This is a genomic window from Streptomyces kronopolitis, assembly GCF_050953795.1.
GTDB classification, from domain to species: domain Bacteria; phylum Actinomycetota; class Actinomycetes; order Streptomycetales; family Streptomycetaceae; genus Streptomyces; species Streptomyces kronopolitis_A.
The window spans coordinates 7,182,754-7,201,664 of the sequence record NZ_CP191850.1 but is presented as its reverse complement, the minus strand read 5'-3'; the positions used below and the strand labels follow the sequence as shown (position 1 = coordinate 7,201,664).

At 71.7% G+C, this 18,911-nt stretch carries 21 protein-coding genes; 13 read left to right on the top strand and 8 right to left on the bottom strand.

Annotated elements, in window-relative coordinates; genetic code table 11:
* Positions 1-7: 7 nt before the first annotated feature.
* Positions 8-1,717 (top strand): amidohydrolase, encoded by a 1,710-nt coding sequence (locus tag ACQP17_RS31795; protein ID WP_433859390.1) that lies wholly within the window; start codon positions 8-10, stop codon positions 1,715-1,717.
* A 101-nt stretch (positions 1,718-1,818) separates the two neighbouring features.
* Here ACQP17_RS31795 and ACQP17_RS31790 read toward each other — a convergent pair whose 3' ends face one another.
* Positions 1,819-2,229, bottom strand: coding sequence for an organic hydroperoxide resistance protein (locus tag ACQP17_RS31790; protein ID WP_433859389.1), 411 nt, complete (start codon positions 2,227-2,229; stop codon positions 1,819-1,821).
* A gap of 126 nt (positions 2,230-2,355) precedes the next feature.
* Between ACQP17_RS31790 and ACQP17_RS31785 the strand changes: the two genes are divergently transcribed.
* The 7 genes from ACQP17_RS31785 (at position 2,356) to ACQP17_RS31755 (ending at position 7,929) form a co-directional block, all read left to right on the top strand.
* The gene (locus tag ACQP17_RS31785; protein ID WP_433859388.1) at positions 2,356-2,817 is read left to right on the top strand and encodes a MarR family winged helix-turn-helix transcriptional regulator; all 462 of its coding nucleotides are present in this window, start codon (positions 2,356-2,358) and stop codon (positions 2,815-2,817) included.
* A 296-nt stretch (positions 2,818-3,113) separates the two neighbouring features.
* A complete protein-coding gene (locus ACQP17_RS31780) occupies positions 3,114-3,320 on the top strand; it encodes an acyl carrier protein (protein WP_433860061.1) in 207 nt (68 codons plus the stop codon).
* The gene (locus tag ACQP17_RS31775) at positions 3,317-4,555 is read left to right on the top strand and encodes a beta-ketoacyl-[acyl-carrier-protein] synthase family protein (protein WP_433859387.1); all 1,239 of its coding nucleotides are present in this window, start codon (positions 3,317-3,319) and stop codon (positions 4,553-4,555) included. Before ACQP17_RS31780 ends, ACQP17_RS31775 begins: the two co-directional genes overlap by 4 nt.
* Positions 4,556-4,628: 73 nt before the next feature.
* Positions 4,629-5,528 (top strand): alpha/beta fold hydrolase, encoded by a 900-nt coding sequence (locus ACQP17_RS31770; RefSeq protein WP_433859386.1) that lies wholly within the window; start codon positions 4,629-4,631, stop codon positions 5,526-5,528.
* Between the two features lie 58 nt (positions 5,529-5,586).
* Entirely contained in the window at positions 5,587-5,904 is a 318-nt protein-coding gene (locus ACQP17_RS31765; RefSeq protein ID WP_433859385.1) for an ArsR/SmtB family transcription factor, read from the top strand.
* A complete protein-coding gene (locus ACQP17_RS31760; protein ID WP_433859384.1) occupies positions 5,901-6,746 on the top strand; it encodes an SRPBCC family protein in 846 nt (281 codons plus the stop codon). Before ACQP17_RS31765 ends, ACQP17_RS31760 begins: the two co-directional genes overlap by 4 nt.
* Before the next feature lie 466 nt (positions 6,747-7,212).
* Positions 7,213-7,929 (top strand): transglycosylase SLT domain-containing protein, encoded by a 717-nt coding sequence (locus ACQP17_RS31755; protein WP_433859383.1) that lies wholly within the window; start codon positions 7,213-7,215, stop codon positions 7,927-7,929.
* A gap of 144 nt (positions 7,930-8,073) precedes the next feature.
* Here the strand turns inward: ACQP17_RS31755 and ACQP17_RS31750 are convergent, their stop codons facing one another.
* Positions 8,074-8,259, bottom strand: a complete 186-nt coding sequence (locus ACQP17_RS31750; protein ID WP_433859382.1) for a hypothetical protein — start codon at positions 8,257-8,259, stop codon at positions 8,074-8,076.
* Between the two features lie 724 nt (positions 8,260-8,983).
* Between ACQP17_RS31750 and ACQP17_RS31745 the strand changes: the two genes are divergently transcribed.
* The 3 genes from ACQP17_RS31745 to ACQP17_RS31735 all read left to right on the top strand — a co-directional run bounded on the left by ACQP17_RS31745 (position 8,984) and on the right by ACQP17_RS31735 (position 11,565).
* Positions 8,984-9,637: a transglycosylase SLT domain-containing protein gene (locus ACQP17_RS31745; RefSeq protein WP_433859381.1), complete on the top strand. Its 654-nt coding sequence runs from the start codon at positions 8,984-8,986 to the stop codon at positions 9,635-9,637.
* 380 nt (positions 9,638-10,017) lie between these two features.
* A complete protein-coding gene (locus ACQP17_RS31740; RefSeq protein ID WP_433859380.1) occupies positions 10,018-10,878 on the top strand; it encodes a lysozyme in 861 nt (286 codons plus the stop codon).
* Positions 10,879-11,106: 228 nt separating this feature from the next.
* A complete protein-coding gene (locus tag ACQP17_RS31735) occupies positions 11,107-11,565 on the top strand; it encodes a spore-associated protein A (RefSeq protein WP_433859379.1) in 459 nt (152 codons plus the stop codon).
* A 155-nt stretch (positions 11,566-11,720) separates the two neighbouring features.
* Here ACQP17_RS31735 and ACQP17_RS31730 read toward each other — a convergent pair whose 3' ends face one another.
* A complete protein-coding gene (locus tag ACQP17_RS31730) occupies positions 11,721-13,253 on the bottom strand; it encodes an SDR family oxidoreductase (RefSeq protein WP_433859378.1) in 1,533 nt (510 codons plus the stop codon).
* A 128-nt stretch (positions 13,254-13,381) separates the two neighbouring features.
* A complete protein-coding gene (locus ACQP17_RS31725; RefSeq protein ID WP_364874449.1) occupies positions 13,382-13,702 on the bottom strand; it encodes a hypothetical protein in 321 nt (106 codons plus the stop codon).
* Positions 13,703-14,061: 359 nt separating this feature from the next.
* Here ACQP17_RS31725 and ACQP17_RS31720 point away from each other — a divergent pair, with 359 nt between their 5' ends.
* Positions 14,062-14,256: an antitoxin gene (locus ACQP17_RS31720; RefSeq protein ID WP_364874451.1), complete on the top strand. Its 195-nt coding sequence runs from the start codon at positions 14,062-14,064 to the stop codon at positions 14,254-14,256.
* A gap of 202 nt (positions 14,257-14,458) precedes the next feature.
* On the opposite strand, the gene ACQP17_RS31715 is transcribed toward ACQP17_RS31720, so the two are convergent.
* From ACQP17_RS31715 to ACQP17_RS31700, 4 genes are all read right to left on the bottom strand, one after another.
* Complete coding sequence (locus tag ACQP17_RS31715; RefSeq protein WP_085922226.1) at positions 14,459-14,662, bottom strand: cold-shock protein; 204 nt, start codon at positions 14,660-14,662, stop codon at positions 14,459-14,461.
* Positions 14,663-14,956: 294 nt separating this feature from the next.
* A complete protein-coding gene (locus ACQP17_RS31710) occupies positions 14,957-16,228 on the bottom strand; it encodes a D-alanyl-D-alanine carboxypeptidase family protein (protein ID WP_433859377.1) in 1,272 nt (423 codons plus the stop codon).
* Between the two features lie 151 nt (positions 16,229-16,379).
* Positions 16,380-17,258, bottom strand: coding sequence for an endonuclease I family protein (locus ACQP17_RS31705; RefSeq protein WP_433859376.1), 879 nt, complete (start codon positions 17,256-17,258; stop codon positions 16,380-16,382).
* A 367-nt stretch (positions 17,259-17,625) separates the two neighbouring features.
* Positions 17,626-18,249, bottom strand: a complete 624-nt coding sequence (locus tag ACQP17_RS31700) for a class I SAM-dependent methyltransferase (protein ID WP_433859375.1) — start codon at positions 18,247-18,249, stop codon at positions 17,626-17,628.
* Between the two features lie 228 nt (positions 18,250-18,477).
* Here ACQP17_RS31700 and ACQP17_RS31695 point away from each other — a divergent pair, with 228 nt between their 5' ends.
* On the top strand, positions 18,478-18,906 hold the full coding sequence (locus ACQP17_RS31695; protein WP_433859374.1) for a hypothetical protein: 429 nt from the start codon (positions 18,478-18,480) through the stop codon (positions 18,904-18,906).
* The last annotated feature ends 5 nt before the right edge of the window (positions 18,907-18,911 follow it).

Sequence of the window (18,911 nt, the reverse complement as noted above, 5' to 3'; positions counted from 1 at the left end):
CACACTCATGGATCTCCGCACCACCGTGCACCCCGAGCCCGCCCCCTCCGCCTCCGCCTCCGCCGGCGACCACCACGCGGACCTCGTCTTCCTCTCCGGCCCCGTCCACACCGTCGACCCCGCGCGGACCCGGGCGAGCGCGGTGGCGGTCCGCGGGGAGCGGATCATCGCCGTGGGGCACGACGCGGCGGTGCGCGAGCTGATCGGGCCGGGCACGGAGGTCGTCGATCTGGGCGGCAAGCTGCTGATCCCCGGCTTCCAGGACGCCCATGTCCATCCGGTCGGCGGCGGGCTGGAGCTGGCGCTGTGCGATCTGAGCGCGGCCGAGACCGCCCCCGCGTACCGCGAGCTGATCAGCGCGTACGCGGCGGCGCATCCGCAGGTTCCGTGGATCACGGGCGGCGGCTGGTCCCTGGAGGCGTTCCCCGGCGGGATGCCGACCCGCGAGTTCCTCGACGAACTCGTCCCCGACCGCCCGGTGTTCCTCGTCAACCGTGATCACCACGGCGGCTGGGCCAACACCCGCGCGCTGGAACGCGCCGGGGTGACCGCCGGTACGCCGGACCCGGCCGACGGGCGCATCGAGCGGGACGCCGACGGCCATCCGACCGGCATGCTGCAGGAGGGGGCCATGCGGCTGGTGGGCGATCTGGTGCCGGAGCCGACGCCGGCCGAGCGGACCGCGGGGCTGCTCAGGGCGCAGGAGTTGCTGCACGGCTACGGGGTGACCGCCTGGCAGGACGCGATGCTGGGCCGCGCCCCGGGTTCGCCCGACGCCACCCCCGCGTACGTGGCCGCCCGCAGCGAGGGCAAGCTCACCGCGCGGGTGCGGGGGGCGCTGTGGTGGGAGCGGGACCGCGGCATCGAGCAGATCCCCGAACTGCTGGCACGGCGGGAGGAGTTGACGGGCGGCCGGCTCCAGGCGACCAGCGTCAAGATCATGCAGGACGGCATCGCCGAGAACCACACCGCCGCCATGCTCAGCCCCTACCTCACGTCCTGCGGCTGCACCTCCGGCAACAGCGGCATCTCGTTCATCGACCCCGGGGACCTGTGCACCTATGTCACGCGGCTGGACGCGGAGGGCTTCCAGGTGCACTTCCACGCCCTGGGCGACCGGGCGGTACGGGAGGCGCTGGACGCGGTCGAGGCGGCCCGGCGGACCAACGGCCGGACCGACACCCGGCCGCACCTCGCCCATCTCCAGGTGGTCCACCCCGAGGACATCCCGCGCTTCCGCCGGCTCGGCGCCACCGCCAACATCCAGGCGCTCTGGGCGGCCCACGAACCGCAGATGGACGAGCTGACCATCCCGTTCCTGGGTGCCCAACGGGCCGCCTGGCAGTACCCGTTCGGAGACCTGCTGCGCTCGGGCGCCACCCTCGCGGCGGGCAGCGACTGGCCGGTCAGCTCCCCGGACCCGATCGCCGCCCTGCACGTCGCGGTCAACCGCCGGACGCCGGACGGCCCGGACGCGGCACCGGCCTTCCTGCCCGAGCAGCGCATCGACCTGGGGTCCGCGCTGGCCGCGTACACGGCCGGGAGCGCCTACGCCAACCACCTAGACGACACCGGCACCATCCGCCCCGGCATGCTGGCCGACCTGGCCGTCCTCGACCGCGACCCGTTCGACGGCCCCGACGAGGAGATCGCCGCGACCCGGGTGCTCCAGACCTTCGTCGGCGGGAGCCGGGTGTACGCGGCCGACGACGCCTGAGCAGGACGGCGCGGCCGGCGCCCCACGCCCCGGCCGCGCCGTGTGCCCCGTGGTGCGGCCCCCGCGGGAGCGCGGGGGCCGGTCCGCCGGTCGGACCGCGCCTACTCGACGACCAGCTCGACGTCGATGTTGCCGCGGGTGGCCTTGGAGTACGGGCAGAACTCGTGCGTGGCCTCGACCAGCTTGCGGCCGGTCTCGCCCTCCAGCGCCTCCGGCAGCTCGACGCGCATGACGACGCCGAGGCCGAAGCCGGTACCGTCCTTGCCGATCGAGACCTCGGCGGTGACCGAGACGTCCTTGGTGTCGATCTTCATCTGGCGGCCGACATTGCTCATCGCGCTGGCGAAGCAAGCCGCGTAACCGGCGGCGAAGAGCTGCTCCGGGTTGGTGCCCGCACCGTTGCCGCCGAGCTCGGGGGGCATGGCCAGGGCGAGGTCGATCCGGCCGTCGGAGCTGACGGCCCGTCCCTCGCGGCCGTTGGCGGTGGCGACAGCGGTGTACAGCGCGTCCATGACGGTTCCCTTCGTGGCGCGGCGGCCGTTTCCCGGCCGTCCGATGAGCACCACAGTCGCACACATTTAAATTGCACGCAACTAAGTTGTGCACAATTAAATAACTGGGCGGGCTAACCTGGACCCATGACGCCCACGACCAGGCCCCCGGTGCCCGACGCCGAACTGCTCCGCCTCGACCACCAGGTCTGCTTCTCCCTGCACGCCGCCTCGCGCGCCTTCGGCGGCGTCTACCGGGACGCCCTGAAGGACCTGGGCCTGACCTATCCGCAGTACCTGGCCATGCTGGTCCTGTGGGAGCACGGGCCCCAGCCGGTCAAGACCATCGGCGAGCGGCTGCGGCTGGACTCCGGCACCCTCTCCCCGCTTCTCAAGCGACTGGAGAGCGCCGGCCTGGTACGGCGCGAACGGAGCAGCGAGGACGAGCGCTCGGTCACCGTGCGGCTCACCCCCGCCGGCGACGAGCTGCGCGCCCGGGCCCTGCCGGTCCCGCTCCGGATCCTGGCCGCGACCGGCCTGACGATCGAGGAACTGCGCACCCTCCAGGGCCTGTTGGGGCGGGTCACCAGCGCCCTCGACGAGGCTTGACCCCACCGCTCCCCCGAGTCCGCGCCCCCGCGGCCCGTACCTCTCACGGGTCCGCGGCGTTACGTACGTAGGTGCTTTCCGCGGCGTCCGCAAGGCGGGGCACGCATGCCCTGTCCACCCTGGCGTACCCATCACCCCATTGAGCTACCAAAGTTGGGGAGTCATCAGGGCAAAGGCGTATAAAGGGTGGTCAAACCAGCCGGAGCCGCCGGTGAGATTCCGCCCACGACGCGGTCGGCAGCATCGCCTACGGCAAGGAGGAGCGCCACGTGAATGCGGCAGAAGTTGTCACCACCATGCTGGTCCAACGGTTCGGGGTCTCCTCGGGCGACATCACCGACGGGACCGCCCTGCGCAGCCTGCGGCTGGACTCCCTGGCACTGGAAGAGCTCCGCGTGCTCATCGAGGAACGGCTGGACATCGACCTGGACGCGGTGTCGCTGACCCCGCGGAACACCGTGGGCCAGCTGGTCGCGGCCGTCGACGACACCGTCCCGGCATGACGGGCCGCCAGGAGCCGTTCGCCGCGGCCGTCACTGGACTGGGACTGGTCACCGCCGCGGGCGTCGGCGCGAAGGCCACCTGGCATTCCGTCACCCAGGACACGGTCCCCTCCGGAGTGGCGCGGCACGAGGAACTCGCCGATCTGCCCTGCGACTTCATGTACACCGTCCCCGATCTGGACACCCTCGGACTGCTCGGCGTCGCGACCCAGCGGCTGATGGACCGCTTCTCACAGCTGGCGGTCATCGCCGCCCGGGAGGCCGTCGCGGACGCCGGGCTCGACCCGGAGTCCTGGGACAGCGACCGGGTCGCGGTGGTGATCGGCTCCGCGCACGGCGGGCTGCCCTTCTACGACCAGCAGCACGTGGCGATGTCCGGACGCGGCGCCCGGCGGGTCTCGCCCAAGCTCGCCCCGCTGACCGTCGTCAACAGCGCCGCCAGCAGTGTCTGCACCGATCTCGGCGCGCACGGCCCCAGCCTGGGCGTGGCGACGGCCTGCTCGTCGGGCACCGTCGCCCTGGGCACCGCGCACCAGCTGCTGCGCGCCGGGGTCTGCGACATCGCCATCGCCGGCGGTGCGGAATCGGTGCTGTCCCGGCTGCTGATCGCCAGCGCCTGCCAGATGAAGGCGGTCTCCACCCGCCGGGACGACCCGGCCACGGCCTGCCGCCCCTTCGACGCCGACCGGGACGGCTTCGTGGTCGGCGAGGGCGCCGGGCTCCTGGTGCTGGAGCGCCCAGAGCACGCCCAGGCGCGCCGGGCACCGGTCCGCGCGCGGCTGCGCGGCTACGGCGCCTCCAGCGACGCCCACTCAGCGGTGGCCCCGGACCCCGAGGGCAACGGCATCGAGCGGGCCCTGCGGACCGCGCTGGCGGACGCGGGGGTGCAGCCCGGCGACGTCGGCCACGTCAATGCGCACGGCACCTCGACGGTGGTCAACGACCGGATCGAGGCCACCGTGCTGCGGCGGGTGCTCGGCGATCACCCCCTGGTCACCTCCACCAAGGCGATGACCGGGCACGCGCTGGGCGCCGCCGGCGGCATCGAGGCGGCGCTGACCGTGCTCGCCCTGGAACAGCAGCTGGTGCCGCCGACCGCCAACCTCCAGGTGCCCGATCCGCGGATCCCGATCGACATCGTGCGCAAGGAGGCCCGCCCGGCGTCCTTCGACTGCGCGGTCAAGACGTCGCTCGGCTTCGGCGGACACAACGCCGCGCTGGTGCTGACCCGCTAGCCCGCCCCCTGGACCACTCCGCACGCCTGGCCGGCGGGCACGTCCCCGCCGGTGCCCCGAGAAGGAAACCGCCATGTCCGAGGAAACGATCCGTGCCCTGTCGGTGGGCGGGCTGTCCTACTCCTACCGGCGGCTGCGGCAGCCGCAGTGGACCACCGAGCCCGTACTGGTGCTGGGGGGCGCGCTCCAGGGGATGTTCGGCTGGCCGCAGATGGAGGATCACCTGGGGCCGGTGGCGGATGTGGTGACCGCCGACCTGCCCGGCATGGGCAGTGCCGATCCGCTGCCTGCGGGGCCGAGCATCGACGTGGTGTGCGCGGCGATCGAGCGGATCATCGACGACCTGGACGTCCCCCGGATCAATCTCTTCGGCTTCTCCTACGGCGCGGGCGTGGCCTTCGGGTGCGCCCGGCGCTTCCCCGGACGCATCGCACGGCTCGCCCTCGGCGGGGTACCTGCGCACATCAGCGAGGCGCAGCGGGAGCTGTGGCAGCGGGCCGCCGATCATCTGCTGCGCGGCGACGACGAGACCTTCGCCACCCTGGTCACCGAGGGGCTGATGTGCCTGGACGCCGGCCGGCACGTCACCCACCGCAAGCTGGCCTACCGCTACGTCCGGCGCTCGATACTGCATGCGGCCCGCCACTCAGGGGACGCCGCCGCCGCGCTCAGCCGCGGACTCCAGGACCGTCCGGACTTCTCCGGCGGACTGACCGGGATCCCCACCCTCGTCTTCAGCGGTGAGCACGACACGGTGACCTCGCCCGCCCGCCAGCGGGCGTTCGCGGCCACCATCCCGGGCAGCCGCTTCCTGATGATTCCGGACGCCGACCACTGGGTGGTGCTCGAACGTCCGCAGGACGTCGCGGACTTGGCGGCCCGGTTCTTCACCGACGGCCCGCTCAGCTCGGCGCCCGCTCTCGCACCGGCCGCGGGCAGGGAGCCCTCGCCGGCCGATCCGGCGTGCGTCTGAGCCGCCACTCCCGGTGCATTCTCTTGCGGTTATATAGCCAGGCAGGCATGCTGGTGTCATGCCCCTACCGTTCGACGTACTCGCCGAACCGCGCCGGCGCGAGATCCTCGATCTGCTCCTGGAGCGGCCGCGTCTGGTCGGTGAGCTCACGGAGCAGCTCGGACTGAGCCAGCCAGGCACTTCCAAACACCTGCGGGTGCTGCGCGAGGCCGGGCTGGTCCGGGTCCGGCAGGACGCCCAGCGCCGCTGGTACGAGCTGCGGCCCGAGCCCCTGGCGGAGCTGGACGCCTGGCTCGCCCACTACCGCCATCTGTGGACCGGGAGCCTGGACGCGCTGGAACGGCATCTCGACGCCATGGAGGACGACCCCCGATGAACCCGCACTCCGACACCCTCACCACCTCCGACGGCCGCACCGCCCTGCGCATGGAGCGCCGCCTCGCCCACCCGCCCGCGAAGGTCTGGTCGGCGATCACCGACCCGGCGCACCTCGGCCAGTGGTTCCCCGCCGAGGTCACCGTGGAACTGCGGCCCGGCGGGGCGGTGACCTTCACCATGCCGGGCGTCAGCGGGGTCGCCATGACCGGGACGGTCACCGACGCCGAGGAGCCCCGGCTGTTCGCCTTCACCTGGGGCGCGGACCATCTGCGCTGGGAGATCGCCCCCGACGGCGACGGCTCGCTGCTGACCTTGGTGCACACCTTCGGCGACCGCTTCGGCGGCGCCAGCTTCGCGTCCGGCTGGCACCTGTGCCTCACCGCGCTCTCGCAGCTGCTCGACGGCGCCCCGCCCGCCGTGGAGCGCGACGCCGGCGAACTCCACGAGGCCTATGTCGAGCAGTTCGATCTCGGGCACGGCCTGGTCGAGGACACCGCACACGGCCCGCGGATCCGCTTCGAGCGCCAGCTCGTCCGGCCCGCCGAGGCCGTCTGGGCCGCGCTGGCCGCGGGCACGGAGCCCGCGGTGGACGCGCCCGCTCCGGAGGGCTTCACCGCCGGGGAGGCGGCCGGGCCCGTCACCGAGGTGCACGCCCCGTCGGCGCTCGCCTACCGCTGGCATCCGCAGGGCACCGTCCGCTGGGAGCTGGGCGCGGGCACCGGTCACGGCGCCCGCCTCGTCCTCACCCAGACCGGCCCGCGCGGTTTCGACACCGCCGCCGCGCTGGACGCCTGGCACGACCGGATCGAGCACCTCGCGGCCCGGCTGCTGAGCGACTGACCTTTCCCCCTTCCCCCCGCCCCGCCTCTTCGCGCCCCCTGTGGATTCCGCAGGGGGCGCGCGCAACAGGCGGCTGCGGCACCACCGACTCCCCCGCGGAAATACCTTCTCCCCCGTGTGAGCCACACAACTCCGCGGGGCTCCGGAGAGGGCTTCGGAGCCCGCGCCGGGTGATGCACGGCACGCGACGTACGTCACGTACGAGCACGGCTAGTCGACGCGTTTCCCGGCATTACCGCAGAGCGCCATCTTTACAACGGACATCTCGCCCTATCTCACGAAGATAGGTAGTACAAGGCACCTTTGCCACCATCCAGGGCTCGCGTTAAGCATGTTCCGCACAGCACCGAGAACGAGCCTGCGGCCTCAGCCAGAACGGCGAAACGCGGCCATGACCCTCGGTTCTCACGCGCCAACCGAAGGCCGTCTCCCCCCGCCACCCAGCCCTGGAAGAGGTCCTATCCGCATGCCTGGTTTCACTCTGCCCCGCGCCCTCCGTACGACCCGCATCACCCGCACCCACAAGATCTCCGCGGCAGTGGTGGCGTCCGCGAGCTGTGCCGCCGCCCTGGCGCTCACCGCGGCGCCCGGCAACGCCGAGACCACCGCCGCGCAGGCGCCGGCCGGGGTCAAGCCGGTCAGCGCCAACGGTCTGCCGCTCACCGCGAAGGACCGGGCCGACGACGGCGCGAAGGACCGCCAGGTCGCCTCGTCGCTGAGCGCCGGCCTCAAGGTCACCGCCGTCGCGAAGCAGGGCCACACGGCCCAGCAGGCCGCCGACCGGTCGGCCGATCGCAAGATCATCGCTGCGCCGAAGGCCGCCGCCCCCAAGGCCGCGCCGAAGGCCGCCCCCAAGCGCTACGCCGACAACCTCGACGGCTGGATCCGTGAGTCGCTCGACATCATGAAGGCCAAGCGAATACCGGGCTCGTACGAGGGCCTGCACCGCAACATCATGCGGGAGTCCAGCGGCAACCCGAACGCCGTCAACAACTGGGACATCAATGCCATCAACGGCATCCCGTCCAAGGGCCTGCTCCAGGTGATCCAGCCCACCTTCAACACGTACCACGTCTCGGGTACGCCCCATAAGCTCACCGACCCGGTCGCCAACATCACCGCCGCCGCCAACTACGCGGCGCACCGCTACGGCTCGATCGACAACGTCAACTCGGCCTACTGAGCCGGGGAGACACGACCGTGCGGACGGTCGGAACGGACTGACTTCGGGTGCCGCACCGGCGGCACCGGAATCGGCAACGGCATTGGCCCTGCCCGCAATTCGCGGGTGGGGCCACTGCCGTTGCCGTGGTGCGTGACCACCGCGTCAGTAGCGGTCCGGTTCCGCCGGGCCGCCGAAGAGGGCGTCCAACACCTCACCGGCCACCCGAAGTCCCGCGCGTTCCTTGGCGGTGAGACGGTGCCCGTCGTCCGACGACGCGACGGCGGGGCCGGCGGCGAGGAAGCCCGTGACGAGAAGACCGGTGAGCACGACGGCAAGACGACGGAGCATGAGCACTTCCCTACGCTGAGTGTGGACGGTGTGCGATGCCACCCTCCGGGAGCCGAGGGGCCCGAGTCATGCGACAGCCCCGTGCGCTGCTGCGAACGGCCCAGCACCACCGCCGTATCGCCGTAGCGGGCGCTCACCAACGGCCGAGCGAACGCCGCCACCCCCGCGCACCGGGTGCCCGGGCCATCGGCGCCGTGGGCCGGACGTGCGGCGCGCGTGAATCAGGGCACAAACGCCGCCCTGACGGGCCCGGACGCGGCGCCTGTCACCGCATTTGAGGCGTCCCGATACGCCACGCCCGGCCGCCCTCCGGATAAATAGGCTGCCGCCGACGGGTAAATCGGCCCCGACGAAAGCTAATTCCGGTGTGAGCCAGGCAACTTATAGCCCTGTCCGCAACGGGCTTTACGGCCGCTTCCGGGTGACCCGAGGCACGCGACGTACGTCACTTACGAGCCCGCCTAGTCGATATTCTGCGGCCATTCCGGGTCAACGGAGCCGCACACGTCCATCACTTCGGAGATACGGATTTCTCTCACGAAGTTGAGTAGTACAGAGCACCATTGCCTCAATTCGGGACGGGCGTTAACCATGGATTCCGACGCGCTGAGAGCGAGTTTGCGATTCACGCCGCACGGCGGACGCAGCAAAGACCTCCGGTTCGTCTCGCGCCGCCAAAGAAGGCCGCCTCCCCGTCCCCAGTACCTGGAAGAGGTCACTCTGCATGCCCAGCTTCACCCTGCCCCGCGCTGCCCGTATCACCCGCATCACCCGCACCCACAAGGTCGCCGTGGCCGTTCTGGCCGCCGCGGGTGCCACCTCCGGCCTGGCCCTCACCTCGGCCCCGGACACCGCTCAGGCCGCTTCTGAACACGCTCCGGCCGCGGTCAAGCCCGTCGATGCGAAGGGTCAGCCGGCGAAGGCCGACGACGCGAAGACCGGCCGCCCGGTGACCGCCTCGGTCGCCGACCGCGTCAAGGTCACCGCCGTCGCGAAGCAGCACAGCGCCCAGCAGGCAGCCAACCGCTCCACCGAGCGCAAGGCCGTCAAGGACTACCCGAACAACCTGGACGGCTGGATCCGCCAGTCCCTGGACATCATGAAGGCCAAGGGCATCCCCGGCTCCTACGAGGGCCTGCACCGCAACATCATGCGGGAGTCCAGCGGCAACCCGAACGCCGTGAACGGCTGGGACGTCAACGCCGTCAACGGCATACCGTCCAAGGGTCTGCTCCAGGTGATCCAGCCCACGTTCGACCAGTACCACGTGGCCGGAACCGCCGACAAGCTCACCGACCCGGTCGCCAACATCACCGCCGCGGCCAACTACGCGGCCGACCGTTACGGCTCGATCGACAACGTCGACTCGGCGTACTGAGCCGAGCGAGCCGACGCGCCGTCACCCACCCGCCCGGACCGGCCCTGCCGGATGAGGCAACGGGAATGACGGACCCACAACGAGCCGACAGGCTCTGCACACAGCAGCTTGCGAAGCGGCGGAATGGCGCGTTCGCCGCTGCGCGGTGAAGCGGGTCCCGGCACAGCCGGGGCCCGCTTCGCTCTGTCCGGACAGGTGCGCGAACCGGGCCCGGGGTGGCCCCCGGCGGCCGCCAGACGGGTGAGATGCGGGGCCGGTCGGCGGACTGACGGCCTGTTGGGTCATAGCGTCAGGCAGTTCTGCGTATAAGTCTCTTATCGGCAGGATTCTGCTCAAATGCTGCCGAACCTGACTCAACCGAAGGCCTTCGGAGGCATGCGATGCCCTTGCGCAGATCCGGTCCGGCCCGCCGTACTGTCCCTATTGCGGCCGGAACTCTTGCTTCTCTTCTCTCCGTGCTGCCCCTCGCGCTGCCCGGCGCCGCCACGGCCCAGGACGCCGGGAAGAGACCCGCCCATCCCGACCAGGACTGGATGGGGTCCACCATCGTGGCTCACGAAGGCCTCGGTACCCTACGGGCCGGCGGCCTGGCGCCGCGGATGTCGTCCAGAAGAGCCGTGGCCGGCGTCGACGTCTCGAGCCACAACCGCAAGGTCGGCTGGTCGGGGCTGCGCAGGTCCGGTGTGCGGTTCGCCTATGTCAAGGCCACCGAGGGGACCAGTTACACGAACCCGTACTTCGCGCAGCAGTACAAGGGCTCGTACAAGGCCGGGATGATCCACGGCGCGTACCACTTCGCGCTGCCCGACCACTCCAGCGGCGGCTCCCAGGCCGAGTACTTCGCCGACCACGGCGGCGACTGGTCCCGGGACGGCCGGACGCTGCCCGGCGCACTCGACATGGAGTACAACCCTTACGGTGCGACCTGCTACGGCAAGAGCCACAAGGCGATGGTCAGCTGGATCCGTGACTTCGTGCTGACCTACCGGGAGGAGACCGGCCGCTATCCGGTCATCTACACCTCGACCAACTGGTGGAAGCGCTGCACCGGCAACTCCGGCAAGTTCGGCCGGACGACTCCGCTGTGGATCCCGCGCTACGGCTCCTCCGTCGGCGCGCTGCCGGCCGGCTGGCAATTCCACAGCATCTGGCAGCACACTTCCTCCGGTCACACGGTGGGCGACCGCAACCGCTTCAACGGTACGTACAGCCGCCTCAAGGTCCTCGCCAACGGCCACTGACCTGATACCCCACCATCCCGGGCCGGTCCCCGGCGCCCTCCGCGGCGCCGGGGACCGGCCTTTGTCATACCTCATACGCCTCTGCCGTCACAGAATTCACGGAAATCCCGAGCGCACATCGGCTGGAAAAAGCGGGAATTCAGGCGGCCGTGCAACCATTCACGGCGGACCGGTGTCCAACACTGCGCAACGACCACACAAGGCACCGAGCCCAACGGGGGTATTTTGATGAAGCGTTCACGTGCCATCGCGGGATCCGCAATCCTGGCCGTCGCGGGAATCGCCACGATGGCGACGGCCACCACCGCGACCGCCGCGCCGAAGGCCGCCGCGTACAACGGCGCCTGCGGAAGCGGCTACAGCGTGGTGAATTCCGTGCCGGTCTCCGGAAAGGGGACCGTGTTCCTGACGTACAACGCAAAGACCGGAAAGAACTGCGTCGTGACGGTGCGCAACGCCACCGGTAAGCCCGTGCAGATGTACGCCTATATCACGGCCAGCGACGGCAGTTCACCGTATGTCTACGACAGCGGCAAGTACACCTCGTACGCCGGTCCCGTCTACCTGCCCGGCAAGGGCATCTGCGTGGACTGGGGCGGCTCGATCGAGTCCGTCAGCGTCAACGTCTCCGGCTCCAACTGCGGCCGGTTCGCGGCCGGTGTGGTGACGCACCACCGCGCTCACTGAGGTCACCGGCCTCACCCACCACGGCGGGTTCCCGGGGCGTTGCGCCCGGGGGCCCGCCGTCGGCGTGTCGGCCCGGCACCGGGCCGACGCCCTGGCGGGCAGCGGGAGTCCGGCGCCGACGCCGCATCGGGCGCAGCCGTGGCCGCGCGGCCGGATCACTCGCCGTGGGCCCGGTGTTCGGCCTCCGCGGCCGCCGCGATGTTGCGGGCCATGCCGCCGAACACCGCGGTGTGGAAAGGGGAGACGGACCACCAGTAGGCGTGGCCGGTCAGCCCGTGCGGGTGGAAGAGGGCCCGCTGGCCGTAGCGTGTCCGGCCCCGGTCGTCGTGTCCGACCGTCAGTTCCAGCCAGGCGAGTCCGGGCAGCCGCATCTCGGCGCGCAGTCGCAGCAGCCGCCCGGGGGTGACCTCTTCGACGCGCCAGAAGTCGAGCGAGTCGCCGACCCGCAGCCGGCGGGCGTCCCGTCTGCCGCGGCGCAGCCCCACCCCGCCGACCAGCCGGTCCAGCCAGCCGCGCACCGCCCAGGCGAGCGGGAAGGAGTACCAGCCGTTGTCGCCGCCGATGCCCTCGACCACCCGCCACAGCGTGTCGGGGGGCGCGTCCACGATCCGTTCGCGCCGGTCGGTGTAGAGGCTGCCGCCGGCCCAGTCGGGGTCGGTGGGCAGGGGATCGCTCGGCGCGCCGGGCACCGCGGCGTTCGACCAGCGGGTGGCGACCTCGGCGTCCCGTACCCGGCGCAGCGCGAGGTGCAGCGCCTCGTCGAAGGCGATCGGGTGGCCCGGCGGGTCCGGGTCGGGAACGTATCGGGCGATGTCGTGCTCGCGGCAGACGACTTCGTACCGCAGCGATTCGGCCAGCGGCCGGGCGAGGCCCGGCGGGACCGGGGTGACCAGGCCGATCCAGAGGCTGGACAGCCGCGGGGTGAGCATCGGCACCGGGAGGATCAACCGTTCGGGCAGTTCGGCGACGCGGGCGTAGCGCTGCATCATGTCGCGGTAGCTGAGCACGTCGGGTCCGCCGATGTCGAAGGCCCGGCTGACGTCGTCGGGCAGGCGGGCGCAACCGACCAGGTAGCGCAGGACGTCGCGGACGGCGACCGGCTGGATGCGGGTGCGCACCCAGCTGGGGGTGACCATGACCGGCAGCCGTTCGGTGAGATAGCGCAGCATCTCGAACGAGGCCGAGCCGGAGCCGATGATGACCGCGGCGCGCAGCACGGCGGTGCGGACACCGGAGGCCAGCAGGATGTCCGCGACCTCGGCGCGGGAGCGCAGATGAGGCGACAGCTGCTGCTCGGGGACGCCCTCGGGGGTGAGGCCGCCGAGGTAGACGATCCGGCGCACGCGGGCGGCGCGGGCCTGCCCGGCGAAGATCTGCGCGGCCCGGCGGTCGGTGTCCTCGAACCGCCGGCCGCTGCCCAGGGCGTGCACCAGGTAGTAGGCGACGTCGACGCCGTCCATCGCGGCGGCCACCGAGTCGGCGTCGGTGACATCCCCGCGCACCACCTCCATCCGCTCCGCGCAGGGGTGGTCGCGCAGCTTCTGCGGGGTCCTGGCCAGCGCGCGGACGGCGTAACCGGACGTGAGCAGCTCGGGGATCAGCCGCCCGCCGATGTAGCCGGTGGCACCGGTGACCAGGGCGCGCGGGCGGGACCCGGGCCGTGCGGGAACGTCGCCGGTGCCGGACATCTGCGCGGCCTCCTCGGGTGGAGCACGGTGCAGGCGGAGCACGGTGCGTGGGTGACGTGCGGTCAGGTAGGTACGGGAGCGGGCGGGTCGTGGGCGGCCGGGCGGGTGGCGCCCGGCGTGCGTACCGCCTACCCCCGGGGTCCGCCCGAGGGTGACCGGGCGTCGCGGCAGGTGTCCCGGCGGGGCTCGGGCCGGCGTTCGCGTTCGCGGGCGGCGGTCCGGGCGGCCGGGCCGCCGTCGCACTCGTGGCCATGGCCCGGCTCCTGGCAGCAGGGCGCATCGGCGTCCTGATCGCGGCTCGGGTCCAGGCCCAGCATGTCCATCAGCATCGACAGGTCGCCCGCGTTGCGGGCATGGCCGGCCAGCGCCTTCCTGGCGAGCCGTCGTTCCTCTTCACACGACACGGCGCGCGGCGCGGGCTCCTCGGCACTGCGGTGTTCATCGCTCACCGCTGCATTCTCAGCCGGACCGCGGCGCCGTGCCCGTCGAACGGGCCGACGGCGCGGCCCGGCATTTTCCACCGGGCAACTGCTCCACACGGGTGGGCGGGCGCGCTCCCCGGGCCGGGGGCGGGGCGGGCCTCCTCCGACGCCGCGGGGCCGGGCGGGGACGGTCCGCTGCCCGTGACGGTGCCGCCGCGCCGCCGGAGCACGGGTCACCCGCCGCCGACGGCATCCGGTCCCCGGGAATCCGCCGCCGCACCGGCGCCATACCCCGGGCGTGGACGGCCTGCCGGGCTCCCTGATGCAGATCCCCTGGGACAGGACGATGCTGGAGGCGTGGGGGATCGTGGTGAGGAGGACGAATCATGTCCATGATGGACAAGATCAAGAGCATGCTGAAGGGCCACGAAAGCCAGACGGACAAGGGCATCGACAAGGCCGGCGACATGGCCGACGACAAGACCCAGGGCAAGTACAAGGGCCAGGTCGACACGGGCCAGGAGAAGCTCAGGGACCAGTTCGGCGGCGGTCAGGGCCAGGACCGGCCACCGGGGACCTGACCAAGACCTGAGCGGCCCGCCCGGCGGCGGCACCTTTCCGCCGCCCCGCCGTACGCCGCACGGATGAGCACCGTGCCATCCGGCCGGTCGCGCCCGGTGCCCCCCAGGAGGCCGGGGGCGGGGCCGATGGGGTGAGCGGCCCCCGCGCGACGGTGCCCGCCCCCGGGATCGGGAGCGGGCACCGAGAGGTGTTCCGCGGTGACTACGCCAGCCGGATCTTCTCGGCCTGGGGGCCCTTCTGCCCCTGGGTGACCTCGAAGGTCACCTTCTGGCCCTCTTGCAGCTCTCGGAAGCCCGTGGCGTCGATGTTGGAGTAGTGCGCGAAGACATCGGCGCCGCCGCCATCCTGGGCGATGAAGCCGAAGCCCTTCTCCGAGTTGAACCACTTGACCGTGCCGGAAGCCATGTCCGTCTCCTTCGTTCAATGGGCTTGCGTCGGCTTCCGCGTGCTGCGGAATCCGGAGGTGATCGCCCTGGTCCGGAGACGCGCTACACAGCAAGGACGCCCGTGAATGCGACACGGGCGTCCGGCACTTCGGAACCACGACAGCTGATCAGGACGCTACACCGAGCGACGCCCGGCGCACCGCAGAACCATGACGGACGCGTCGCCCTTCACCGGCCAAGGCCATCGCACGTCCTCCGTATTCCTGACCGATCGGACGGATGTGCGACAGCTCCGGCGGTGTCGGCGGCGGCCTCAGCCGGTCTCCACGCTTTCGGCCTCGGGCTCGACCGCCCGCTCGGCCGCGCGCTCCCGCTCGCTCTCGCGCAGCTTGCGGCGGCGCCACCACGCCCCGGTGCCGAGGCCGGCGAGGGCGATGACGCCGGCGGCCGACAGCAGCCACCAGTACCGCCCCTGCCATCCGGCGTCCGTCGGTCCGATCGCCGCCTTGTGCAGGGCCATTCCGGACCCCTGCCGGTGCGCGGCGTTCTGCGCGTCGGCGTCGCCGGGCGCCCAGGCGGGGAGCGCGCCGACGGCCGCGGTGTGCGGTGCCGCCTCGAAGCCCCAGTCCAGCAGGGTGCGGGTCTCCTCGTAGACCGCGTTCGGGGCGCCGGACTGCGGGTTCATGACGGTGACCAGCAGCGTCCGGCCGTCGCGCCGGGCGGCGGCGATCAGCGTGTTGCCGGCGTGGGTGGTGTAACCGTTCTTCACGCCGATCAGCCCGTGGTACGGCTTGACGCCGTGTGAGCCGACCAGCAGCCGGTTGGTGTTCTGGATGCCGAACGAGTCCGGGCCGCCGTCCTGCGGAAGCTGGGCCTCCTTGGTCTCGGCGAAGTGGGCGAAGTCCGGGTTGTGCAGGCCGGCCCGCCCGAAGAGCGTCAGGTCGTAGGCGGACGAGACCTGGCCCGGCGTGTCGAACCCGTCGGCCGACTCCACCCGCGTGTCGCGCGCGCCCAGGCGGTGCGCGGTCTCCTGCATGTCGTCGATGGTCTTGTTCCAGCCGCCGTTCATGGCCGCCAGGGTGTGGACGCCGTCGCTGCCGGAGCGCAGGAAGACGGCCCGCCAGAGGTCGTCGACGTGGTAGGGCATGTCCTCCCTGAGTCCGGCCAGCGAACTCCCGGACTCGATACCGGACAGGTCCTCCAGCGAGACCCTGTGCACCTCCCCCTGGGAGAACTTCGGCAGCACCGTCACGGCGAAGAGCGCCTTGAGGGTGCTGGCGGGCGGCAGGGGCCGGTGAGCGTTCTTGGCCGCGAGGACCTTGCCGCTCGCCATGTCCGTCACCATCCAGGACAGCGCGGAGAGGTCCGGTGGCTCGGGCACCTCCGCCCTGGGCTGGAACTGCACTCCGTGCCGGTCCAGCCGGTAGTCGGCGGCGGCCGGATCGGCGAGGTGCGTTCCGGGCCGCAGGTCGTCGATGCCGTTCGGACCATCGGCGGCTGCCTGACCGGGCACGGCCCACAGGCCGGCGGCACAAAGAGTGGCGGCGGTGGCGACTCTGACGGGGGCCCAACTCACGCTAGACATGACGCCCACGCTAAAAACGACCCGGGCGTGTCGCCGTCTGGCGTACGCCATCCGATGTGCGGGGGCTCCAGCGGCGGACACGGAGGCCGGGACCGGCGGGCCGGGACCGGCGGTCGTCCCGCCGGCCCGGCCCACGCGGCCGCGTCCTGGGTCACCAGATCGCGTCGACCCACTCCGGGTGGTCGACGAACGGGTTCCGGTTGTGCTGGTACTTGTCGAATATCACCTGGTTACGGTGCTTCTCGAAGGAGTCCGGCGGGTCCTGCTTGCTCCACTCCTTCAGGACGGAGAGCTTGCCGATGTGCGGCGCGGTGCCGTTGTCGACCTTGTCGTTGGGCTCCAGGTCCGGGAACCCGTCGCCGCCGTCGTAGCGGACGGCCATGTAGAGGATCATGCGGGCGACATCGCCCTTGACCGCGTCGCGGGGCTCGAAGGAGTCGTCGTCGGTGCGGCTGCCCGGGGCTCCGGGGACCTCCTCACCGCCCTTGTCGAAGTCCTTGTCGCCACGGGCGCCGTTGACGGAGACCTCGGCCGGGCGCAGATGGTGCAGGTCGGTGCCGGGGCCGGTGTCGGTACCGAAGTCACCGTGGGACTTGGCCCAGACGTGTTCCCGGTTCCAGTCGTCCTCGCCACCGCCGTGGGCGTCCTTGCTCACCGAGCGCCCGGAGTACAGCAGAATCACGTTCGCGCTCTTCGCCGGGTCCTGGTCGGTCTCCTTGAGGGCGTCCCAGACCTCGTCGTACGTCAGCTTCCCGGTCTGGGTGGTGCTGATGATCCGGTGCAGGGAATCCTTGAGCGCCTGGCCGGTCTTGCCGACGGCGTCCTTGTAGTACGTGTCGTCGTACGTCGTGTCGTCGCCCGCACGCAGGGCGTGGGACGGGTGCGAAGCGAAGGGCGCGGCGGCGGGCCGGTGTCCGGCCTCGCCGGCCGTCGCGGTGGCCGGGATCTGTGCGACCACCGCCGTCAGCACCGTACCGATGGCGAGAGCCAGTCCGATACGGGCGCGACGGGTCACGCGAGTGGTGTCCACGAAGTGTGTCCTCTCCCCGAATTGTGGCGTCGAGTCGCGAAATGTGGGGGCGCGACCCGGGCCGGCCGTGGGGAAACACAGCCGCAGGCAGCTTTCCATCACGGGAATCATCACGGCGTGAACAGGGAGGGAGGGTTATGTGCCCACTCCGTGACAGTCGCTGAATTCTCCCGAATCCGTGGAAACGCAGCACAGTTGTCGATACCCCGTCAGGAGGGGGAGAGACAGGAGATGTTCGGCCCCGGGATGTTTCGTACCGCTGCCCGGGAGGGGTGGACGCGGGCACACGACCACCGCTCGTCGAAATCCGAGCGGGGATCGAAATGGCGTGCCGGACGGTCGAGTTGGCGTTCCGCTCCGGTCCGCTTCAGGAATGCGGTTTGTCCCACACCAGCGCATAGCGCCACAGCAGATGGCGGCGGATACGGCTGCCCGGCAGCATGTTCCGTGCCGCGCGCCGGATCTCACCCCAGGTCATGTCCGCGTCCTCGATCGGCATGCCGGACGGTCCGGACGTGCCACCGTGGCGCCGGGCCAGCGCCCGGGCGGCGGGCACGCCCGCGCCGCTGACGAGCCAGTCCAGCGGCGTCCGGGTGCGCGCCAGGCCGATGACGACGAGGCGTCCGCCGGGTGCGAGCAGGGCGGCCATACGGCGGACCGCCGCGGTGAAATCCAGATGGTGGAGGACGGCCACGGCGGAGAGGAAGTCGTACCCGCCTGGAAGGGACTCGTCCGCCGTCATGAAATCCGCCTCGACAAAGGTGGCGTTCGGGGACCGGGCGCCGGCCTCGCGGGCCAGCAGGATCATCGCCGGCGAGCGGTCCACGCCGGTCACCTCGGGAATCCGCCGCGCGAGTTTGCGCACCAGCAGGCCGTCGCCGCATCCGATGTCCAGCGCCCGGGCGCAGCCGTCCGGCACGGCACCGAGCACCAGCCGGTGATAGTGCACATTGTGATTCCAGTACGGGTTCAGGTCATCCGAGCGCGGCATGCCGCCACGGTAACGAGGCAACCGGCGCACTTTGGCCTTATCGGGTGAACTCGCCCCCCTTCTGCAACCGGACGGGCGCGGCCCGGCTTCCGAAGAACTGACACGTTGTTCACCGAATGCCCCGAATACCGGAGACTCTCCGGATTCCCCCGATCCTGCCGGACCCGCCGACCCCTCAGAACCCCTCGAATCCCCGACCCCTTCGGACCGTGAGTTGTGGAGGCCCTTATGTCGCAGTTCTGCCCCACTCCCCCGCCGTACGGTGCCACGCCGGGCTATGTGCTCGCTCCCCCGCGCCCCGAGGAGCGTCTCGGTGCGCCGGCGAGCGCTCAGCAGCGCCCGTCCGGGTACTTCGCCGAGCCCGTTCTCCCGCCGCCCCGCCCGGAGGACCGGCTGCCCTTCGCGTCGCTGCTCCCGCAGGACGCGCCGCCGGCGCCCCCGTCCCCCGGAGACCAGCGGCAGGGGCCGGTGGCCATGCCCGACCGGCGGCGGCAGGAGCTCCAGGCCGCGCTGAGCGCCGCGGGCATCGCCCCGGCGGACGCCGACCTGGCGGCCCTGGCGGAGATCGCGAGTCTCGGCGACACCACGGTCGCCGCCGTCATCGGCTGGCTCGGGGCCGCCACCCGGGCGTCCTGGCCACGGCCCCGGGCGGTGTGACGGCG

Coding starts and splice junctions, on each gene's coding strand:
- ACQP17_RS31795 (WP_433859390.1), top strand. CDS start 8: ATGGATCTCCGCACCACCGTGCACCCCGAGCCCGCCCCCTCCGCCTCC.
- ACQP17_RS31790 (WP_433859389.1), bottom strand. CDS start 2,229: ATGGACGCGCTGTACACCGCTGTCGCCACCGCCAACGGCCGCGAGGGA.
- ACQP17_RS31785 (WP_433859388.1), top strand. CDS start 2,356: ATGACGCCCACGACCAGGCCCCCGGTGCCCGACGCCGAACTGCTCCGC.
- ACQP17_RS31780 (WP_433860061.1), top strand. CDS start 3,114: ATGCTGGTCCAACGGTTCGGGGTCTCCTCGGGCGACATCACCGACGGG.
- ACQP17_RS31775 (WP_433859387.1), top strand. CDS start 3,317: ATGACGGGCCGCCAGGAGCCGTTCGCCGCGGCCGTCACTGGACTGGGA.
- ACQP17_RS31770 (WP_433859386.1), top strand. CDS start 4,629: ATGTCCGAGGAAACGATCCGTGCCCTGTCGGTGGGCGGGCTGTCCTAC.
- ACQP17_RS31765 (WP_433859385.1), top strand. CDS start 5,587: ATGCCCCTACCGTTCGACGTACTCGCCGAACCGCGCCGGCGCGAGATC.
- ACQP17_RS31760 (WP_433859384.1), top strand. CDS start 5,901: ATGAACCCGCACTCCGACACCCTCACCACCTCCGACGGCCGCACCGCC.
- ACQP17_RS31755 (WP_433859383.1), top strand. CDS start 7,213: ATGCCTGGTTTCACTCTGCCCCGCGCCCTCCGTACGACCCGCATCACC.
- ACQP17_RS31750 (WP_433859382.1), bottom strand. CDS start 8,259: ATGCTCCGTCGTCTTGCCGTCGTGCTCACCGGTCTTCTCGTCACGGGC.
- ACQP17_RS31745 (WP_433859381.1), top strand. CDS start 8,984: ATGCCCAGCTTCACCCTGCCCCGCGCTGCCCGTATCACCCGCATCACC.
- ACQP17_RS31740 (WP_433859380.1), top strand. CDS start 10,018: ATGCCCTTGCGCAGATCCGGTCCGGCCCGCCGTACTGTCCCTATTGCG.
- ACQP17_RS31735 (WP_433859379.1), top strand. CDS start 11,107: ATGAAGCGTTCACGTGCCATCGCGGGATCCGCAATCCTGGCCGTCGCG.
- ACQP17_RS31730 (WP_433859378.1), bottom strand. CDS start 13,253: ATGTCCGGCACCGGCGACGTTCCCGCACGGCCCGGGTCCCGCCCGCGC.
- ACQP17_RS31720 (WP_364874451.1), top strand. CDS start 14,062: ATGTCCATGATGGACAAGATCAAGAGCATGCTGAAGGGCCACGAAAGC.
- ACQP17_RS31715 (WP_085922226.1), bottom strand. CDS start 14,662: ATGGCTTCCGGCACGGTCAAGTGGTTCAACTCGGAGAAGGGCTTCGGC.
- ACQP17_RS31710 (WP_433859377.1), bottom strand. CDS start 16,228: ATGTCTAGCGTGAGTTGGGCCCCCGTCAGAGTCGCCACCGCCGCCACT.
- ACQP17_RS31700 (WP_433859375.1), bottom strand. CDS start 18,249: ATGCCGCGCTCGGATGACCTGAACCCGTACTGGAATCACAATGTGCAC.
- ACQP17_RS31695 (WP_433859374.1), top strand. CDS start 18,478: ATGTCGCAGTTCTGCCCCACTCCCCCGCCGTACGGTGCCACGCCGGGC.